Here is a 17,580-nt window from a genome sequence, read left to right as displayed (position 1 = left end):
GGGGTCATATGAAGAAGAAAGCGGCCGCAGGGCTGGCATTATTGCTTCTCGTATCAAGTGTCGCAGCAGGCTGCGGCGAGCAGCCGAAGACGAATACGAATCCGGCTCCAGGCAGCAATACGGGGGAGAAGAAGCCGGAAGCCAAGGCGTTTACCGTATCGCTCAGACATACCCAGGTCAGGGACGATGCGAAGCTCCGGTTGAAATTGCTCGAGGATGTAGCCAAGAAGATGGAAGCCAATGTCCCCGGTCTGAAAGTGGAGCTTGAAGGCGTAGAGGATAAGGTCAACCGATTCGAAAAGCTCCCTGCGGAAATGGCCGCGGGAACGCCGCCCAAAATATTCGATTTATTCGGCGGAACCGATACCCAGAAATATGTGAAAGCGAACAGACTGCTTGATTTGACCCCGATTTTGAGCGAGCTCGGTTTGAAAGACAAGTTTTTCAACCTGGACGAATTTATGGTCGACGGGAAAGTGTACGGCTTGCCTACGGCAGGCTTCGTAGAGGGCGTATTTTACAATAAAAAAATATTCAAGGAGCTTGGCGTAGAGGTTCCGAAAACTTGGGACGAATTTCTTGCCGTAAGCGAAAAAGCAAAAGCGAAGCAAATTACGCCTCTGGCACTCGCTTCGGCCGACGGCTGGGTTATCAACATGATGATGAATACGCTGTGGGTGCGAACCGCAGGAGCGGATTCCGTAGCCGGGTTCTTAAGCGGCAGCAAGAAATGGACGGACCCCGATGTGCTGGACGCATTCAAGCGATATGAAACATTGGTGAAAAAAGGATATTTCCAGGAAGGCAACCTGGGCTTGAAATATGCCGAGCAGCAGAACAAGTTCCGCATAGGCGAAGCAGCCATGCTATTTGACGGCAGCTGGGCCAACTCGGCGGTCGTCGATCCGGAGAAATCGAAGATTCCGAACGACGTCGGCTTCTTCAACTTCCCAGGTGTCGGCGGCAAGGGCGACGGGCTGATCAACGGCAGCTATTCCAACGGCTACGGCTTCTCGGCGGCATTGAACGATTCCGAGCTCAAAGCGGTTAAGGAATTCATCAAGCTGATGTACAGCGAGGAAATGCAGAAGCGCCAGCTGAAGGAATCCGGCTTCCTGCCGGCTATGAAGCTATCCGATTTGTCCGGTGTGAATCCGATCGTCGGAGAAATTTTGAATGCGGCCAATGCGAAGCAGTTTCCGGCATTCGATTCCGTCGTTCAGGCGAAGGTAAGAGAAGCGCTGGAGGCAGGAATGCAGGAGCTTCTCGGGGGCAAATCCACCGCTGAGAAAGCGACGGAAAAGGTGCAAAAGGCGCAGGACGACGCGAACAAGGATACGAAAAAATAGTCCCTACCACGGATGCGGGTATCTCGCCATAACGGGATACCCGTTCTTGCTTCCGGACGGCAGGCCCATCCTTTCGCAAAAGGCAGGAAGTAAGGAGGACTCCGCAATGAATAAGACGATGCGCAATCCGCTCACTTATACACTATTCATCATTCCTACGATGCTGTTTTACATGATGTTTTTCATGATTCCTCTGCTTCAGTCGCTGCAGCACGCGTTTACCCGCTGGGACGGGGTTAATCAGCCCGAATTCAACGGGCTCGACAATTTCATTCAAGCGTTCCAAGACGAGCTGGTCTGGCATTCGCTGCTCAATAACATCTGCTTCATTCTGTTTGCCGTCGTGGTGCAAATTCCCGTTATCATCGTGCTGGGCATTGCCATCTCCTCGATCCGGCGCTGGAAGGGCTTGTATAAGACGACCGTGTTTGTTCCGAGCATTTTGTCCACCGCCGTCGTCGGCATCCTGTTCTCCTTCATCTACCATCCGGAGATCGGATTACTGAACCAGCTGCTCAAATCGGCCGGAGCAGGCAGTCTGGTCCATACGTGGCTTGCCGACGACAAAACGGCGATGCTCGCTATTCTCGTTACGAACGCCTGGCAGTGGACCGGATTCTATGTCGTGCTTGTATTGGCGGCCATTCTTGGCATTTCGACGGAAGTATACGAGGCCGCAGAGCTCGACGGGGCTACCGGCTGGTCCAAAGCATGGCATATTACGATTCCGCTTATTCGCTCGGTCATTATGGTCATTATTCTGTTGTCGATAACCGGAGCGATGAAGGCGCTTGATATTGTAATGGTCATGACCGGCGGAGGGCCTGCGAACCAGACCGAAGTGCTGGCCACCTATATGATCAAGCAAGGCACGCGGCTGAACGAATACGGGTACGGCAATGCGATTTCTATTCTGATCGTGCTGTTCACCCTCGCATTAACGGTTCTATTTCAGCTGGTGTCCAAACGATTCGGGGAGGTGGAGACATGAAAACCGCAATGATGAAACGCGCATTGATCCATTTGATGCTGTGGTGCTATCTGATCTTCACACTGTATCCGCTTGTATGGATATTGAACTCCTCGTTCAAAACGAATAAAGAAATCATCTCCAATCCGTGGGGATTGCCCCAGCAATTCACGTTCAGCAATTATACGAACGCCTGGACGGGAGCGAAAGTCAGCACTTATTTTTTCAATAGCTTCTATGTTAGTATATTGGCAAGTGTAGTAACGATGTTGCTCGCAGCCGCCGCGGCTTATGCGCTTACAAGAATGAGGATGAAAGCGGTTAACAAAGCGGTCGGCGGATTGCTGCTGCTGGCGCTTCTCGTTCCGGGCGGGACGCTGATTTTGCCGTTGTTCATTTGGCTGCGCGACCTTCATTTGTACAATACGCATTTCGCGCTGTTGTTTCCATATATCACATTCGGCCTGCCGTTAACGGTGTTCATAATCTCCGCGTTTATGAAATCGATCCCGCAGGAGCTGGAGGAAGCGGGGGTCATGGACGGATTAAGCGCCTTCGGCTTGTTCGCCAGAATTATCCTTCCTATTACCGTTCCGGCGCTGGTGACGGTGTTCATATTGAACTTTTTGTCCAATTGGAACGAGTTTGTCATGGCTTATTTATTTCTCTCCAAAGAAAAGCTTCGAACGCTTCCGACGGGAATGGTTGCGTTCATGAACCAGTTCAACATGAACTATGGCAGCTTGGCCGCATCCATCATGTTCAGCGTGCTGCCGGTCATTGTCGTATATGCCGTATTGCAAGAGAAAATTATCGAGGGAGTTACCGCAGGCAGCACGAAAGGATAGCGGAGCCGCGGCCTTCCTTGGCCGGTTGGGGGAGACACGGCTCGATGAATCTTCGCAAGAAAGTGTTTATAGCCTTCATGGCTTTCATCGTCCTTCCGCTGTTCGTGCTCGGGCTGATCACCTACCTCGTATCGCAATATATTATCGGGGAGAATTATGCGGAGCAATCGGAGCTTACGTTAAAAGCGGTTGGTCGCAATCTGACTTATGTGCTCAAAGAGGCGAATTACTTTTCGGAATCTTACATGCTGCGTGAGGATATCCAGAGTGTGCTGGGGACGGGCCAAACCTTTGATGCGGTTGCCTTGACCGAGTACGGAAGGCTGCTGCAGCGGACTTTTTTATCCTACACACCGGCCTATTCCGCGGCTTTATACGATTTTGACGGCAAGGTGTTCAGCGAGGGCAAGATCGGATACCGCAGATTATCTTACGAGGAGCTGTTCCGGCAGCCGGTGTACAAGGAAGCGATGAGGCTGAACGGGATACCGGTGTGGATAGGCCCCCACGAGGAACCGGAATTGACCGGTGACGGCCCGTTTTTTACGATGCTGCGGGTGGTCAACGATAAATATACGCTGGATAACAAAGGCATATTGCTTCAGCAATTTCAATTTCAGGAATTGAACAAAATTTTTAACGATTACGATTCGGGTCGGAATGCGGATAACCGGTATATGCTTGTCAATCAGGACGGGCTCGTCATGGTCGACAGCAAGTCGGAGCTGCAGGGTCTCCTTCTGTCCGGGCTGCTTAGCTCGAGTATGGATTGGAGCAAGGACTATGACAGCAGGAAGCTCGAGTTCGGTGGCGTAGAAAGCGTCGTTTCCGTGCACCATCCGGAGCTTGACCGCTACGGCAAAATGAACTGGAGTGTCGTCTCCGTCACGCCATGGCGGTATTTGTCCGGCAAAACCGAGCAGGTGCTGCGGTGGATCGGAGCGATTACCGCGCTATGCTTGCTCAGCGCTCTGCTGTTTAACCTGTTGTTCGTAAACCGGAACATCCGCTTTATTCTATATGTCGTGCAGCTGATGAAACGGGTGGAGATCGGAGACCTCCGCATCCGCGCGGAGGCGGCCTCGAACGATGAAACGAGCGTGCTGGCGCGCGGCTTCAACAGTCTGGTAGAGCGGATCAGCGGTCTGCTGGAGGAGGTGAAGCGCGAGCAAGAGCGTAAAAACAAAGCGGAGCTGATGCTGCTGCAAGCCCAGATCAAGCCGCATTTTTTATTCAATACGCTCGAATCCATCAACGCGCTGGCCGCGCAAAACGAGGGGCGCAAAGTCAATAAAATGGTGCGTCAGCTCAGTACGATTCTGCGCATCAGCTTTCAGACTTCAGAGCAAATACCGCTCTCATTGGAAATGGATCATTTGCGCAATTATTTGGAAATCCAAAGCTACCGGTTCGAGGAGCTGTTCGAATATGAACTTGACATCCCTAATTCGCTGCGCGATAGTCTGATTCTGAAGCTGACCTTGCAGCCATTGGTGGAAAACAGCATTCAGCACGGGTTCGAGGGGATTGCCTATAAAGGTCGGGTTCATGTCAAAGCGGAGGACCACGGGGAGCACATCGTCCTCTGGGTGGATGACAACGGCATCGGCATCGATTCGGCCGTGCTGTCCCGTTTACATTATAAATCCGGCATAAGCCAGTCGGCGGCAAAATTACATGCGGCGGCTATTGCGGCTGCCGTTCGGGAAGAAGGAGCCAGCGCAAGAACCGGTCTCGGTCTACCCAATGTGGCGGACCGGTTAAGAATCCGCTACGGCTGCCGGTACGGGCTATGGCTGTGCAGCGAGCCGGGGCAAGGCACGCTGATTCGGATCGTCATTCCTAAACAAACGGCGGGTGAACCGGATGAAGCTTAAAGCGATGCTTGTGGATGATGAAATCAATATTATCCGGAATTTGCAAAAAGTCATTTCTTGGGAAGCCATGCAGTTGGAGCTCGTAGGGATGGCTTCGAATGGTGCTATGGCTCTGGAGCTGGCGCAAGAGCATAATCCGGACCTGATTCTGTCCGATATCCGCATGCCGGTGATGGACGGCATTACGATGCTGCAGCGGCTAAGGGAGCAGGGCTTCCAAGGAGAGGTCATTATGCTGACCGGCTTCCAGGAGTTCGATTATGCGCGGTCCGCCATCAAGTACGGCGCGAAGGATTATATCGTCAAGCCGATTGATTACGAGGAGCTGCAGCAGGTGATCGAACGGCTGGCCGGGGAGCTGAGAAGCAAGTTCGCCGGCAGGGAAAGAGACAGCAACCGGTGGAAGCAGCTGTCGGGCATCGCATACGAGAAGGTGCTTCTCGACGCGCTTATGAATTGTCCTGCGGGGATAAGCCGTCAACTTCTCGATGTAGGTTCCATAAAATGGAACAATACGAGGTTTATATTGTATGTAATCGATCTGGACGATTATTCGCAGCTTACCGTCCAGGATGAGCGGGAGCGGAGGCTGGTGCATTTTGCCGTTCGCAATGTGCTGCAGGAGGTACTGCTCGACGATTGTCCCGATTACTCGGTTCTGCAAACGAGAGAAGGAGAATGGTGCCTGCTCGCAGCAGAAGAACGATCGCCGGGCAAGCCGTCCGGTCAGCTGAGGCATTGGGCGGAACGGATGCAGCAGGCCGTGGAACGCTACACCCGGCTCTCGGTCAGTGTAGGCGTATATCCGGCATCGCTGTCACTGGAGGAGCTCTCGGGTGCTTACCGGAGCGCCAAACAAGCCATGCGGTTATCGTTGCAGGCGAAGCATATCGAAATCATCGGAGAACGTGCCGAAGCCGTTCATTCGGTAAGCTCCTTTTGGACTATGGCCGACGGTCTCGTTGCGGCTTTGCTGCAGGGAGATCAGGAGAAGGCGCACGAACTGCTTGAGCGGCTCTTGAGAGAGCTGGCGGAGCCGTCGTCCTTGCAGGCGGAGCCGATGCTCCATTTTCTAAGCATCCATTTGCTGCGGGAGATGAGAAGCGTCGGCATCCTGACGGCCGAGCAGGAGCAGACGTTGTGGCTTGAGCTGAACGGGAGTCGTCACATCAAGCTGCTGGTGCAGACGATCTACCGCATCGCCTCCGAATGCGCGAACGGATCCGCAGGGAACAGCCGCAAATCCATTGAGCTGCTGATGGCTTGCGCCAAAGACTATATTCACCGCAATGTTACCCGCGACTTGGGAGTGGAGGAGCTCGCATGTCATCTTGGAATCAGCACGAGCTATTTCAGCCAGCTGTTCAAGCAGCATTTCGAAGAAACCTTCGTCGAGTATGTGACGCGGCAGCGGATAGAGCTTGCCAAGACGCTTCTCTCGTCGAGCGGCAAAAGCGTAACGCAAATCGGCAAGCTGGTCGGCTATGCGGAACGGCGCTATTTCACCAAAGTGTTTCATAAGCATGAGGGCATGAGTCCCTCGGAATATCGGGAGTACCTTTCACAGCCGAGTTCCTGTCCAAGTGATTCCAGTCCGTTGAATTCTAGCCGGTAAACCTGAGGATGGAAGGTGAAAAAGGATGATGGCGGATCACCATTGGACCTTAAAGCGGAAAATCGGCCAGATGGTCATGTGCGGCTTCCATGGAACGGAGCCGTCGGATGATATCGCCCGGTTGATTCGCGACGAGCATATCGGCGGCGTTATTTATTTCCGCCGCAATTTACGGGATGCTGCCCAAGCGCGGAGGCTGTCTACGCAATTGCAGCAGCTTGCAGGCGGGAAGGTGCAGCTGCTCATAGCCATCGATCAAGAGGGAGGCATGGTGAACCGGATTGACAACGGTGTCACGATCATGCCGGGAGCGATGGCTCTGGGCGCGGCGCGTAACACCGCCTTCGCCCGGCAGACGGCGCGTGCGGCTGGTGAGGAGCTGAAGCGCCTCGGCATCAACATGAACTTTGCCCCTTGCCTCGATGTTAACAATAACCCGGCCAATCCGGTGATCGGAGTACGATCTTACGGGGAAAACCCGCAGCTTGTAGGCGAGCTGGGTTCCGCCGCGGCGATGGGCTATCAGGAGGCGGGCGTGGCCGCGACGGTCAAGCATTTCCCTGGCCATGGCGACACCGGCGAGGATTCGCATCTCGCGCTGCCCTTGGTACCGCATGGCCGCGAGCGGCTGGAGCGAGTGGAGCTCGCTCCATTCCGGCAGGCGATTGCGGCCGGCGTCGACGCGATCATGACGGCTCACGTCATGTTTCCGGCCTTCGAGCCGGAGCGCGTGCCGTGCACGCTGTCGGGCAAGGTCTTAACCGAGCTGCTGCGCAGGCAGCTCGGGTTCACCGGCGTCGTCGTCACCGACTGCCTGGAAATGGGCGCGATCGCCGATCACTTCGGCGTCGCGGAAGGCGCGGTGCGCGCCGTCGAGGCCGGGGCTGACCTCATTCTGGTCAGCCACCGCATCGAGCGGCAGCAAGCCGCGCTAGCCGCCCTGCTCCGTGCCGTGGAGCAGGGGCGCATCCCCGAGCGGCGGATCGACGAATCCGTGACACGGATTCTGGCGATGAAGCGCCGCAGGGGGCTGTTGGGCGGCGGCGGGGCGTCTGCCGCCAGTGATGTGCCAGCCGCAGAAGCTGCGCTGCGGCTTGCGGAGACAGTCAGCGAGCGGAGCGTCACGCTGGTGAAGGAGGCCGGGCGGCTGCCGCTCGACGCGGGCAAGCCGGTCTTCGTCGTCTGGCCGGAGGTTCGCGTCGGCACCGAGGTCGATGAAGTGATACCTCAGACGGAAACATTGGGCTTCTGGCTGCAGCGGCTCGGATATACCGTTCGTGAGGAACGGATCGGCGTCACCACGATGAAATGGGAAGCCGACTATTTATTGCAGGAAAGCTTGGGTTACGAGCAGGTGGTTGTATTGACATACAACGCTGAAGCTTCGCCTCAGCAGGTTCGGCTTGTCAAGAAGCTTGAAGCCCGCGGCATTTCCTTGATTGTCGCCTCCGTGCGGATTCCTTACGATCTGAATGCTTTTCCCCATATCGGGACGTACATTGCCTGTTACGAGAATCGGCCTTCCGCTATGAGGGCGCTGGCTTCCGTGCTGGCTGGGCGGATTCAAGCGTTCGGCAAGCTGCCTGTTACTATACGACCCGCCTATCCGTATGGATGGTCGTGGAACGGTTGAGCGGCAAGGACTTGTTGGCGGCAATAGCTTTGCCGAGAAAACCAATGAATGTAAAGCTGCTGCTGGGTATCCCGGTGGGGTACCTCCTTTTATCCGCTGTTGTTTTCGGGAACTTATCCGTCCGTGCGGTAACTTCCGGTGAGAACAAAGGCGGGCGCTATCGCTCCTCCAAGAGATACACCACCTTCTCACCAAGCTTTCAATAACCTGGCTTTCTCGACAAGACAGCGGCCGCCTTCTGGCGGCCCTTCAGATTGTTGACAAAGCCCCATGGATTAAAGGGTTTAACTGTTAGAACTCAAGAGCGTGCCTTCTTATGAGCAATGTTGTTTCGGACATCAGATCCGTTATTTTACCAAAAATGCCTCTATTTGCAGGGTGATCGGACCGTAGTTCCGCTATTTCGCCAAAAACCACTGTTTTCGCATGCAAAATTTGCAAATAGCGGCCTCTGTGTCCGATCACACTGCAAAAGAAGCCTCATACCAAGGAATAGCGGAACCTCTGTCCGATAGACCACCACCAGCCACCATGTCCTAAGCTCTCTCCATAATCATAAACAAATGGATCCCAGGACAACTATTTACTATGTAATAATGCGAGGTCGCAATTGGATATGCCATCGGGCCTGATACCTTGCAGCAGCTTCAACAATCCTACAGGCTTCTCGACAAGCAAAGGCCACCTTCCGGTTGCCCTTGGAGTTTGTTCAGAAACTTGCAAAAACTGAAATTTTGTTGCATACCCCGGTGCGGTATACCTCTCCAGCCGCAATTGAAACCCGTGAATCTGTTTAGAGTAAGTGGTATTTTAAACAGGTTCAATGGCGGACTTACACTCCTCCGAGCTATACCCAACCTACCTATTACAAAAATCTCAATGCAATAAAGGCTTCTCTACAACCCAAGGGCCGCCTTCTGGCGGCCCTTGATCGCTTTGTATATAATAGAGAGGCAATGGAAATAGCCGGATACGCCCCATAAGGAGAATCGAATCGATGCCAGCCGTCATTTTAGTTATAGATGTAGGTAACACCAATACGAAAATTGCCGTCTACAACGGAAAGCATATGGACTATTTCTGGAGAGTGACGACCCAGCGGGACATGACGCCGGAGGAATTCTGGATCGTGCTTCATCAGCTGTTTCTGCAAAGCCGCTTTGCATACGAAACTTTGCAAGGAGTCATAGTGAGCTCCGTCGTGCCTCCGGTCATGTCGGCGATCCGCGAAGCGTGCCGCAGCCGCCTCGGGATGCAGGTGATGGAGTTCGGCCCCGGCCTCCGGACCGGGCTGACCATCAAGACCGATCATCCGGCGCAGGTCGGCTCCGACCGGATAGCTCTGGCTATTGCGGCGCTGCAGCTCTACGGCCCGCCAGTTATCGTCATAGGGCTCGGAACGGCAACGACGGTCAATGTAATCGATGACCGGAGCCAGTTTATCGGCGGAGCCATACTGCCCGGCGGATTCATCTCTGCCGAAGCGCTGTACCAGCAAACGGCACAGCTGCCGACCGTCAATATCACGAGCCCTCTAAGAAAGCTTACACATGATACGGCGTCCAGCATGACCTATGGCATTGTGAACGGAATAGCCGGACAGGTAGATGGGATCGTAGACCGCATCCAGGAAGAAATGCACCTTCCGTTCACGGTTATCGCGTCCGGCGGACTTGCGGAGCTGATTTCTCCGGAGTCCCGGACCATCCAGCATACCCATCCCGATCTCGTACTGGAAGGCTTGCGGATTACTTGGGAGCTAAACCAATGAGAAAACCTCTATCGAGGTCTTTCAAGATGAGCGACCGCGTTCAATGGTAGGTTTTATCGCCAATAGGAAAGATCCTCGCTTCGCTTTATTACTTTACCGAACTTATGCTTTCCTATGTGGTGAGCAAACCTCTATCGAGGCTTTTCAAGATGAGCGACCGCATTCAATGGTAGGTTTTATCGCCAATAGGAAAGATCTTCGCTTCGCTTTATCACTTTGCCGAACTTATGCTTTCCTATATGGTGAGCAAACCTCTATTGAGGCTTTTCAAGATGAGCGACCGCATTCAATGGTAGGTTTTATCGCCAATAGGAAAGATCTTCGCTTCGCTTTATCACTTTGCCGAACTTATGCTTTCCTATATGGTGAGCAAACCTCTATTGAGGCTTTTCAAGATGAGCGACCGCATTCAATGGTAGGTTTTATCGCCAATAGGAAAGATCTTCGCTTCGCTTTATCGGTTTACCGAACTTATGCTTTCCAATGTGGTGAGCAAACCTCTATCGAGGTCTTTCAAGATGAGCGACCGCGTTCAATGGTAAGTTTATCGAGGCCTTCCAAGAGCTTCGCCTCCGATAACCTCGGATATCTTCTCAATTTTATTGTGGCAAAACGAAAGGCCGCCCGCTTCTTGAGTGAAGCGGACGGCCTTATTTTTATGCAAACTTTATGGAATATGGACGGTTCTTATTTGCTCCATATGGAGAAAAACCGTTTCTCCTCCGGCAGCGACAAGCTCGACCATTCCGTTTCGGATCGATTTGAGCTGACCTATTGTGTGGGGATCGTCCCCCGAATCGAGCACAACGAGGCGGCCTTCCAGCTTTTTCATCTGCTGATCGAACGTCCGCGCCAAGGTTAAGGAAAGCGGGCTTAGAGGGAAGCGTTCGAGCATCAACGCATACGGCGTAACATTCGGTTCGTACGGAATCATATATTTTAACTGCTGCATCGGAATGTAAACGACCTGATAGACAGGGGAGTAGAAGGCGAAGAAGTCGTTCATGACACTGGTTACATAGCCGTGGAGCGGCTGGCTGCCGGTAATAACCATTTCGGTAAATACGCCTTTTGCATTCATTAACATTTTACGATATGAGATATCCTGCTCGTCGTCGAACAGCGGTTCTGTCAGCATGACGCCGTTATCCCCGGTTCTTTGATCGTCATCCAATACCAGCTGCCGCAAATGCAGCAGCGGGATGTATATATATTTCCGCCCGTTATTAAGTATGATCATGTCGTTGCCAAGATGGTCCAGATTTCCGCGGAGCGGAGCATTAATTCCGGAAATCGTAAGTATTACGTTTTGTCCTAGCAAATCGGTTAAAGCTGCCATATCGCACCTCCTCTACATTTGAAGTTTCCGACGGATTCCGGCTTTTATAGCAAACTGATACTCTATTAATATGTTCCCGGTCGTCCTTCGGACTGGTTGGCCAACTAGGATCAAGTTAATTTCCACTTCCAACTAGCAAAAATTAAGAGAGGCGGACGCTGAAATAGATCCCCGAGACACGGGCGGAAGCCGTGACGAGCGGCTATACGAAGGCATAACGTAAAGTACTACAAAAGTCTATCATCCGTTGATAGGCTTTTTGCTTTTCAAGGAAAGGCGGAAACATTCCATGGATATTCGCACAATGCATATTTTGATCGGCGAAAAGGAGCTTTCGGAGCTGCAAAAAAATGTATGGAGCGATAAATTCGAACCGGCGCAACTCGTCAGCCAAGACAAAAAGGAACCTGTCAAAATACGTATCCGCGGCGGACATACAAGGGAATACCCCAAAAAATCATACGAGATCGTGCGAAACGGAAAGACGTATCATTATAATGCCGAAACCGACGATCCGTCCATGATCCGCAATGCGCTCTCTTTTCGTTTCTTCGAAATCATAGGTGTGCCTTGTCCCAAAACCCGGCATTGTCTTATGAAGATTAACGGCAAAAGCCATGGCTTGTATTTGGAAATCGAAGGGGTAGACCGGATTTTTTTCCGCAAAAGAGGCATTGGCGTTCGTTCCTTAATGTACGCCTCCAACGACTTGGCCGATTTCAGCCTGCTTCACCCTGATACGGGGCGGAGAAAAGCCTCCTTATTCCAGGGCTATACGTTAAAGATCGGCAATGAAGCCGACCGTACCCATTGGAAATCGTTCATTTTAAAGCTCAATACGCTTAAAGGCCCCCGTTTGGGGCGATACTTGAAGCAACGATTGCATATTGACAACTATCTCCGGTGGCTGGCCGGCGCCGTTTTGACGGGAAACTATGACGGCTTTGAACAAAACTATGCGATATTCCGGCATAAACCGAGCAATAAATATTGGATCAGCCCTTGGGATTACGAAGGCACCTGGGGGAGAAATTGCTACGGAAAGAAGGTCGACAGTGACCTGGTACGCGTGACCGGATACAACAAGCTGACCAAGATGCTCTTATCCTTCCCACCGATTCGCAAACGGTACAAGAAAATACTTCACGATTTACTGAACCGCCATTTTACACTTAAGAAAATAGAACCGATGGTGCAGGACATGTATCAATCGATCGCCCCGCATATATACCGGGATACGACGCGGAAATGGTCATCCTCCGTCTTCGATGGAGAGCCTCAAATCATCCGGGATTATATTATTGAACGGCGGAATATCGTTGCCGAAGAGCTGAAAAAGCTTTGATAGGTAAGCATCTGCGGTCGTTTTATGAAACGGCTCGGATGGTATTCGACAAAGTTTGTCGATTCCAGTGCAAATAAGTTGACGTAAAGCATCATTCAAAGGCATAATGAATTAAAATCGATTTAAGGGAATGGATAAACGAATGGGCATTGAGCAGCTTCTTGAGAAGGCGTCCAGCTATGTAAAAGAAAATGATCTGAAGCGTATAAGAGAAGCCTACGAGTTCGCTGAACAGGCTCATTCGGGCCAGGTTCGCAAATCAGGGGAGCCTTATATACTTCATCCGTTGGCTGTAGCGGAAATCTTGGTCAACATGCAGATGGATACGACTTCTATCATAGCCGCACTGCTTCACGACGTGGTGGAGGACACGACCGTTTCTCTGGAAACTGTGAATGAGAGATTCGGCAAAACCTGTGCCATGCTGGTGGACGGTTTGACCAAGCTCGAGAAAATCAAATTCAAAACAAAAGAAGAGCAGCAAAACGAAAACTATCGAAAAATGTTTGTAGCGATGGCTCAGGACATCCGCGTCATTTTGATTAAACTGGCCGATCGCTTACATAATATGCGCACGCTCAAGCACCAATCGGAGGAAGCACAGCGGAGAATTGCGGATGAAACGCTGGAAATCTTTTGCCCGATCGCCCACCGGCTCGGTATTTCTGCGATCAAATGGGAGATGGAGGACATCGCCCTCCGTTATTTGAATCCTCAGCAGTATTACCGGATCGTGAATTTGATGCAGAAGAAACGAACCGAGCGGGAGAAATATATCCAGGATGTCATCGAAACGGTGAACGGGAAGCTGTCCGAAATGGGGATCGACAGCGACATCTCGGGACGTCCAAAGCACATTTACAGCATTTACAAAAAAATGACCGCGCGCAACAAGCAGTTTAACGAGATTTACGATTTGCTGGCGCTTCGGATTATTGTAGACAACATCAAGGATTGCTACGCAACCCTGGGTATTATTCATACATTATGGAAACCGATGCCGGGACGGTTCAAGGATTATATCGCTATGCCGAAGCCGAACATGTACCAGTCGCTGCATACGACCGTGATCGGTCCGAAAGGCGAGCCGCTAGAGGTGCAAATTCGTACCTTCGATATGCACAAGACGTCGGAATACGGGATTGCCGCCCACTGGGCTTACAAGGAAGGCAGTATGGTTCCGTCCGGCAGCTTCGAGGACAAGATGAACTGGTTCCGCGAGATTTTGGAGCTTCAGCAGGATGCGCAGGACGCTTCGGAGTTCGTCGAATCGTTGAAGATGGACTTCTTCTCGGACCTCGTCTTCGTGTTCACGCCGAAGGGCGAGGTAATTGAACTGCCGGCCGGCTCCGTGCCATTGGATTTCGCCTACCGGATTCATACCGAGGTCGGCAACAGGACCATAGGCGCCAAGGTGAACGGACGCATTGTACCGCTGGACTTCCGGCTCAAAACCGGCGATATCGTTGAAATATTAACGTCCAAACACTCTTATGGTCCAAGCCAGGATTGGATCAAGCTGGCGCAATCCTCCCACGCCCGGACGAAAATCCGGCAGTGGTTCAAGAAGGAGAAGCGTGAGGAAAACGTGGAAAAAGGCAAGGAAGCCATCGAACGCGAGCTGAAACGCCTCGGGATCGATCCTCCGACGCTGATGAAGGACGACGAGCTGATGGAGGTTGCCAAAAAGTTCAACTTCAACGAAATTGAAGATATGTATTCTGCCGTAGGCTTCAACGGGATAACGGCGGCGCAAATCGTTACCCGCCTCACCGAAAAGCTGCGCAAGCAGCAGGAAGAGGCGAGACAGCAGGCCATGCAGCTGTCCGAGGAAGTCAAAGAGCTCAAATCGGCTCCGACTGAGCGCAAAGGAAGACCGACTCACGGCGTCCGCGTCAAAGGCGTGGACAACGTATTGGTTCGGTTCGCGCGCTGCTGCAATCCGGTACCCGGTGATCAGATCACCGGATATATTACCCGGGGGCGCGGAGTCTCCGTGCATCGGGTCAACTGTACGAACATTCCCGTTACGGACAATGGGGATGACGGCAATCGTGTCATTGACGTAGAATGGGCGGATTCCATTGAGGCCAACTATAACGTAGAAATTGAAATTACGGGACATGACCGCTTTAACTTCTTGAACGAGGTGCTGCAGGCGGTATCGGAAAGCAAAACGGCGATTTCCGCCGTCTCGGGCCGCTCGGACAAAAACAAAATGGCCATCATCCATATGACGATTCTTATCCGCAACATCGAGCATTTGCACAGTGTCGTCGAAAGAATCAAGCGGGTGAAGGACGTCTATTCCGTTCAGCGGATTATGCAGGCGTAGAACCTGGTCAATATAATGAATTGAGGGTAACGATAGTCATGAGAGTAGTCGTACAGCGCAGCAAGCAGGCACAGGTCACGGTTGACGGTGCCGTCGTCGGCTCCATCGATCACGGGCTCGTCCTGCTGGTCGGTATTACACATGAAGACACGGAGCAGGATGCCAAACTTGCTGCAGATAAAATCGCAGGGCTGCGAATATTTGAGGACGAGTCAGGGAAAATGAACCATTCTGTCCTGGACGTAAAAGGACAAATATTGTCCGTTTCTCAGTTTACTTTATACGGGGACTGCCGCAAAGGGAAACGGCCCAATTTCATGGCGGCCGCCCGTCCGGAGCAGGCGAAGCCGTTATACGACCGCTTTAACGAGCTGCTGCGCGAGCAGGGCTTGCAGGTCGAAACCGGCATTTTCGGGGCTATGATGGACGTTTCGCTTATCAATGACGGTCCGGTTACGCTCATCGTGGAGAGTAAATAGCAAGCCGAGCGGTACAAGCCTGCTTGGGCTTGAAACATATCGAAACCATACACTGCCGAATGGTTAGGTTTATGCGGATTTGGACAAAATAAGCATATACTTACCACAAGGAGATTTCTTGCTCATGCACCAGTCCGGCAAAGAGAAAGTAGCGGTACTGCCCGAGCAGCAGCTGTTGTATTGCAGTGTGGAGGAATCCATGGGGATGGCTGCCGCTTATTTAGTCGACAACGAGCTGTCCGCAGGGTTTTCATCCGTCCACGAGCAAATCAAGCGGCAGCCTCGCAAGACGTTCCGATAATAACCGAAAGACCCTCGGATATCCGGGGGTCTGTTTCTTTTCTTGGTAGCGGGCCATGTGGTACACTGAGACTAGTTTTTTTCGACGCATGTCGACTCATACAATATGTTTTAGGTTATAGAAGTACGGTAACGGAGGGATTCGGCTTTGAAAATCTATTTAGAGCGGGATGGCTTTGAAGGCTATTCTACCGATATGTTTCATATATGCAAGCTGTTTTTTGAAGAAGTAGAGCTCATTTACGAGCCGTCTGACGACGCAAATCTGCATATGAAGATTACGATTCGGACTGACGAATCGGCGCGTCTCGCCTACGGAGACATCCGCCTAAGCAGCCCGGCGGGAGGAGAAGTCTACACCTCCCGTTACGAGAAAAAGCTTGGAGCGCGAGAAGAGACCTACAAGCGAGCAATCAAGCGAGTAATCGGTTTCTGCATGCTGCATGTTCTGCGGGATTACACCGGGCTGGAGCAAGCATGGGGAACGCTTACCGGCGTCCGTCCGACCAAGCTCATGCACAACATGATGATGAAGAACAGCTTGGAGGATTGCGTTCAAATGCTGCGCGACGAATATTTGGTCACCGAGCCCAAAGTGCAGCTGCTTGCCGGGATTGCCGAACGCCAGCTCAAGGTCATTCCCGATTTGTTCCGGCTCGACCGGGAGGTCAGCATCTATATCGGCATTCCGTTTTGTCCGACCAAATGTGCTTATTGCACATTCCCTGCCTATGATATCCGCGGCAACAACGGATCTGTTGAAGCGTTCCTTGAAGGTCTGCACGACGAGATCCGGATTACGGGCCAATGGCTCCGGGAGACGGATTTGAAAATTACGACGATCTACTGGGGCGGCGGCACTCCGACAAGTATTACGGCCGAGCAGATGGACGCACTGTTCGTAACGATGAGCGAAACATTTCCGCACTGGGATGAGGTGCGGGAGCTTACCGTCGAAGCGGGGCGGCCCGATACGATCACGGAAGACAAGATTGAGGTTATGAAGAAATGGAACGTCGACCGGATCAGCATCAATCCCCAGAGCTTCACGCAAGCTACATTGGACGCTATCGGCCGTCATCATACGGTAACGGAGACGCTGGATAAATTCAAGCTGGCGCGTCAAATGGGCATGAACAACATTAATATGGACTTGATCATCGGCCTGCCTAATGAAGGAATGAAAGAGCTGCAGAAAACGCTGGACCAGACGGAGCAGCTGCTTCCGGAATCGCTCACTGTTCATACGCTTTCTTTTAAGCGTGCTTCCCGCATGACGAAGAACAAGGAAGATTACGAGGTAGCGGAACGCGACGAGATCGAGGAAATGATCCGCACGACGGCGGAATGGACCGAGCAGCAAGGCTATGTGCCTTACTACATGTACCGGCAGAAGAACATTCTCGGCAATCAGGAGAACGTCGGCTACGCCCTGGAAGGCTATGAGAGCTTGTACAACATCCTGATGATGGAGGAAAGACAGACGATCATTGGCCTCGGCTGCGGGGCGGTGAGCAAAATTTTGTTCCCCAAAGTCGAGCATGAGGACGGCTATGAGCAGCGAATCGAGCGGTTTCCGAATCCGAAAGAGCCCGCGCTCTATAATCAAGCTTACAAGGAATATGTCGTGAAGAAAATCAAACTGCTTGATGAGGCTTACAAAGAAGCTGCGCTAAAATGAAACATAATTCGACTCTGCTACGTATATACAAGTTGGGG

The 17,580-nt window shown here is 52.2% G+C and carries 13 protein-coding genes; 12 read left to right on the top strand and 1 reads right to left on the bottom strand.

Going from position 1 to position 17,580, the window contains the following annotated elements; translation table 11 throughout:
• Positions 1-8: 8 nt before the first annotated feature.
• The 7 genes from ACFQ88_RS32160 (at position 9) to ACFQ88_RS32130 (ending at position 10,063) form a co-directional block, all read left to right on the top strand.
• The gene (locus tag ACFQ88_RS32160; RefSeq protein WP_379460899.1) at positions 9-1,349 is read left to right on the top strand and encodes an extracellular solute-binding protein; all 1,341 of its coding nucleotides are present in this window, start codon (positions 9-11) and stop codon (positions 1,347-1,349) included.
• A gap of 106 nt (positions 1,350-1,455) precedes the next feature.
• Positions 1,456-2,340: a carbohydrate ABC transporter permease gene (locus tag ACFQ88_RS32155; protein ID WP_379460897.1), complete on the top strand. Its 885-nt coding sequence runs from the start codon at positions 1,456-1,458 to the stop codon at positions 2,338-2,340.
• Positions 2,337-3,167, top strand: a complete 831-nt coding sequence (locus ACFQ88_RS32150) for a carbohydrate ABC transporter permease (RefSeq protein ID WP_379460895.1) — start codon at positions 2,337-2,339, stop codon at positions 3,165-3,167. The genes ACFQ88_RS32155 and ACFQ88_RS32150 overlap by 4 nt, the downstream gene beginning before the upstream one ends.
• 44 nt (positions 3,168-3,211) lie before the next feature.
• Complete coding sequence (locus tag ACFQ88_RS32145) at positions 3,212-5,044, top strand: cache domain-containing sensor histidine kinase (protein WP_379460893.1); 1,833 nt, start codon at positions 3,212-3,214, stop codon at positions 5,042-5,044.
• Positions 5,034-6,659: a response regulator gene (locus ACFQ88_RS32140; RefSeq protein ID WP_379460891.1), complete on the top strand. Its 1,626-nt coding sequence runs from the start codon at positions 5,034-5,036 to the stop codon at positions 6,657-6,659. The genes ACFQ88_RS32145 and ACFQ88_RS32140 overlap by 11 nt, the downstream gene beginning before the upstream one ends.
• Positions 6,660-6,684: 25 nt before the next feature.
• On the top strand, positions 6,685-8,292 hold the full coding sequence (gene nagZ / locus ACFQ88_RS32135) for a beta-N-acetylhexosaminidase (protein WP_379460889.1): 1,608 nt from the start codon (positions 6,685-6,687) through the stop codon (positions 8,290-8,292).
• A gap of 997 nt (positions 8,293-9,289) precedes the next feature.
• Positions 9,290-10,063, top strand: coding sequence for a type III pantothenate kinase (locus ACFQ88_RS32130; RefSeq protein WP_379460887.1), 774 nt, complete (start codon positions 9,290-9,292; stop codon positions 10,061-10,063).
• Positions 10,064-10,730: 667 nt separating this feature from the next.
• On the opposite strand, the gene ACFQ88_RS32125 is transcribed toward ACFQ88_RS32130, so the two are convergent.
• Positions 10,731-11,402, bottom strand: coding sequence for a DUF2642 domain-containing protein (locus tag ACFQ88_RS32125; protein WP_379460885.1), 672 nt, complete (start codon positions 11,400-11,402; stop codon positions 10,731-10,733).
• A 289-nt stretch (positions 11,403-11,691) separates the two neighbouring features.
• On the opposite strand from ACFQ88_RS32125, the gene ACFQ88_RS32120 reads away from it, so the two are divergent.
• The 5 genes from ACFQ88_RS32120 (at position 11,692) to ACFQ88_RS32100 (ending at position 17,542) form a co-directional block, all read left to right on the top strand.
• Positions 11,692-12,747, top strand: a complete 1,056-nt coding sequence (locus ACFQ88_RS32120) for a CotH kinase family protein (protein ID WP_239633881.1) — start codon at positions 11,692-11,694, stop codon at positions 12,745-12,747.
• A 142-nt stretch (positions 12,748-12,889) separates the two neighbouring features.
• Positions 12,890-15,082, top strand: a complete 2,193-nt coding sequence (locus ACFQ88_RS32115; RefSeq protein WP_239635343.1) for a RelA/SpoT family protein — start codon at positions 12,890-12,892, stop codon at positions 15,080-15,082.
• A gap of 38 nt (positions 15,083-15,120) precedes the next feature.
• A complete protein-coding gene (gene dtd / locus ACFQ88_RS32110) occupies positions 15,121-15,561 on the top strand; it encodes a D-aminoacyl-tRNA deacylase (protein ID WP_379460882.1) in 441 nt (146 codons plus the stop codon).
• A gap of 124 nt (positions 15,562-15,685) precedes the next feature.
• Positions 15,686-15,862 (top strand): hypothetical protein, encoded by a 177-nt coding sequence (locus tag ACFQ88_RS32105; protein ID WP_239633883.1) that lies wholly within the window; start codon positions 15,686-15,688, stop codon positions 15,860-15,862.
• Between the two features lie 195 nt (positions 15,863-16,057).
• Positions 16,058-17,542 (top strand): coproporphyrinogen III oxidase, encoded by a 1,485-nt coding sequence (locus ACFQ88_RS32100; RefSeq protein ID WP_379460952.1) that lies wholly within the window; start codon positions 16,058-16,060, stop codon positions 17,540-17,542.
• Positions 17,543-17,580 lie beyond the last annotated feature (38 nt).

The organism is Paenibacillus sp. NPDC056579, assembly GCF_042793215.1.
Classification (GTDB): domain Bacteria; phylum Bacillota; class Bacilli; order Paenibacillales; family NBRC-103111; genus Paenibacillus_S.
This window is presented reverse-complemented; position numbering and strand designations above follow the sequence as displayed.

Coding starts and splice junctions, on each gene's coding strand:
- ACFQ88_RS32140 (WP_379460891.1), top strand. CDS start 5,034: ATGAAGCTTAAAGCGATGCTTGTGGATGATGAAATCAATATTATCCGG.
- ACFQ88_RS32160 (WP_379460899.1), top strand. CDS start 9: ATGAAGAAGAAAGCGGCCGCAGGGCTGGCATTATTGCTTCTCGTATCA.
- ACFQ88_RS32150 (WP_379460895.1), top strand. CDS start 2,337: ATGAAAACCGCAATGATGAAACGCGCATTGATCCATTTGATGCTGTGG.
- dtd (WP_379460882.1), top strand. CDS start 15,121: ATGAGAGTAGTCGTACAGCGCAGCAAGCAGGCACAGGTCACGGTTGAC.
- nagZ (WP_379460889.1), top strand. CDS start 6,685: ATGATGGCGGATCACCATTGGACCTTAAAGCGGAAAATCGGCCAGATG.
- ACFQ88_RS32145 (WP_379460893.1), top strand. CDS start 3,212: ATGAATCTTCGCAAGAAAGTGTTTATAGCCTTCATGGCTTTCATCGTC.
- ACFQ88_RS32100 (WP_379460952.1), top strand. CDS start 16,058: ATGTTTCATATATGCAAGCTGTTTTTTGAAGAAGTAGAGCTCATTTAC.
- ACFQ88_RS32120 (WP_239633881.1), top strand. CDS start 11,692: ATGGATATTCGCACAATGCATATTTTGATCGGCGAAAAGGAGCTTTCG.
- ACFQ88_RS32155 (WP_379460897.1), top strand. CDS start 1,456: ATGAATAAGACGATGCGCAATCCGCTCACTTATACACTATTCATCATT.
- ACFQ88_RS32130 (WP_379460887.1), top strand. CDS start 9,290: ATGCCAGCCGTCATTTTAGTTATAGATGTAGGTAACACCAATACGAAA.
- ACFQ88_RS32125 (WP_379460885.1), bottom strand. CDS start 11,402: ATGGCAGCTTTAACCGATTTGCTAGGACAAAACGTAATACTTACGATT.
- ACFQ88_RS32105 (WP_239633883.1), top strand. CDS start 15,686: ATGCACCAGTCCGGCAAAGAGAAAGTAGCGGTACTGCCCGAGCAGCAG.
- ACFQ88_RS32115 (WP_239635343.1), top strand. CDS start 12,890: ATGGGCATTGAGCAGCTTCTTGAGAAGGCGTCCAGCTATGTAAAAGAA.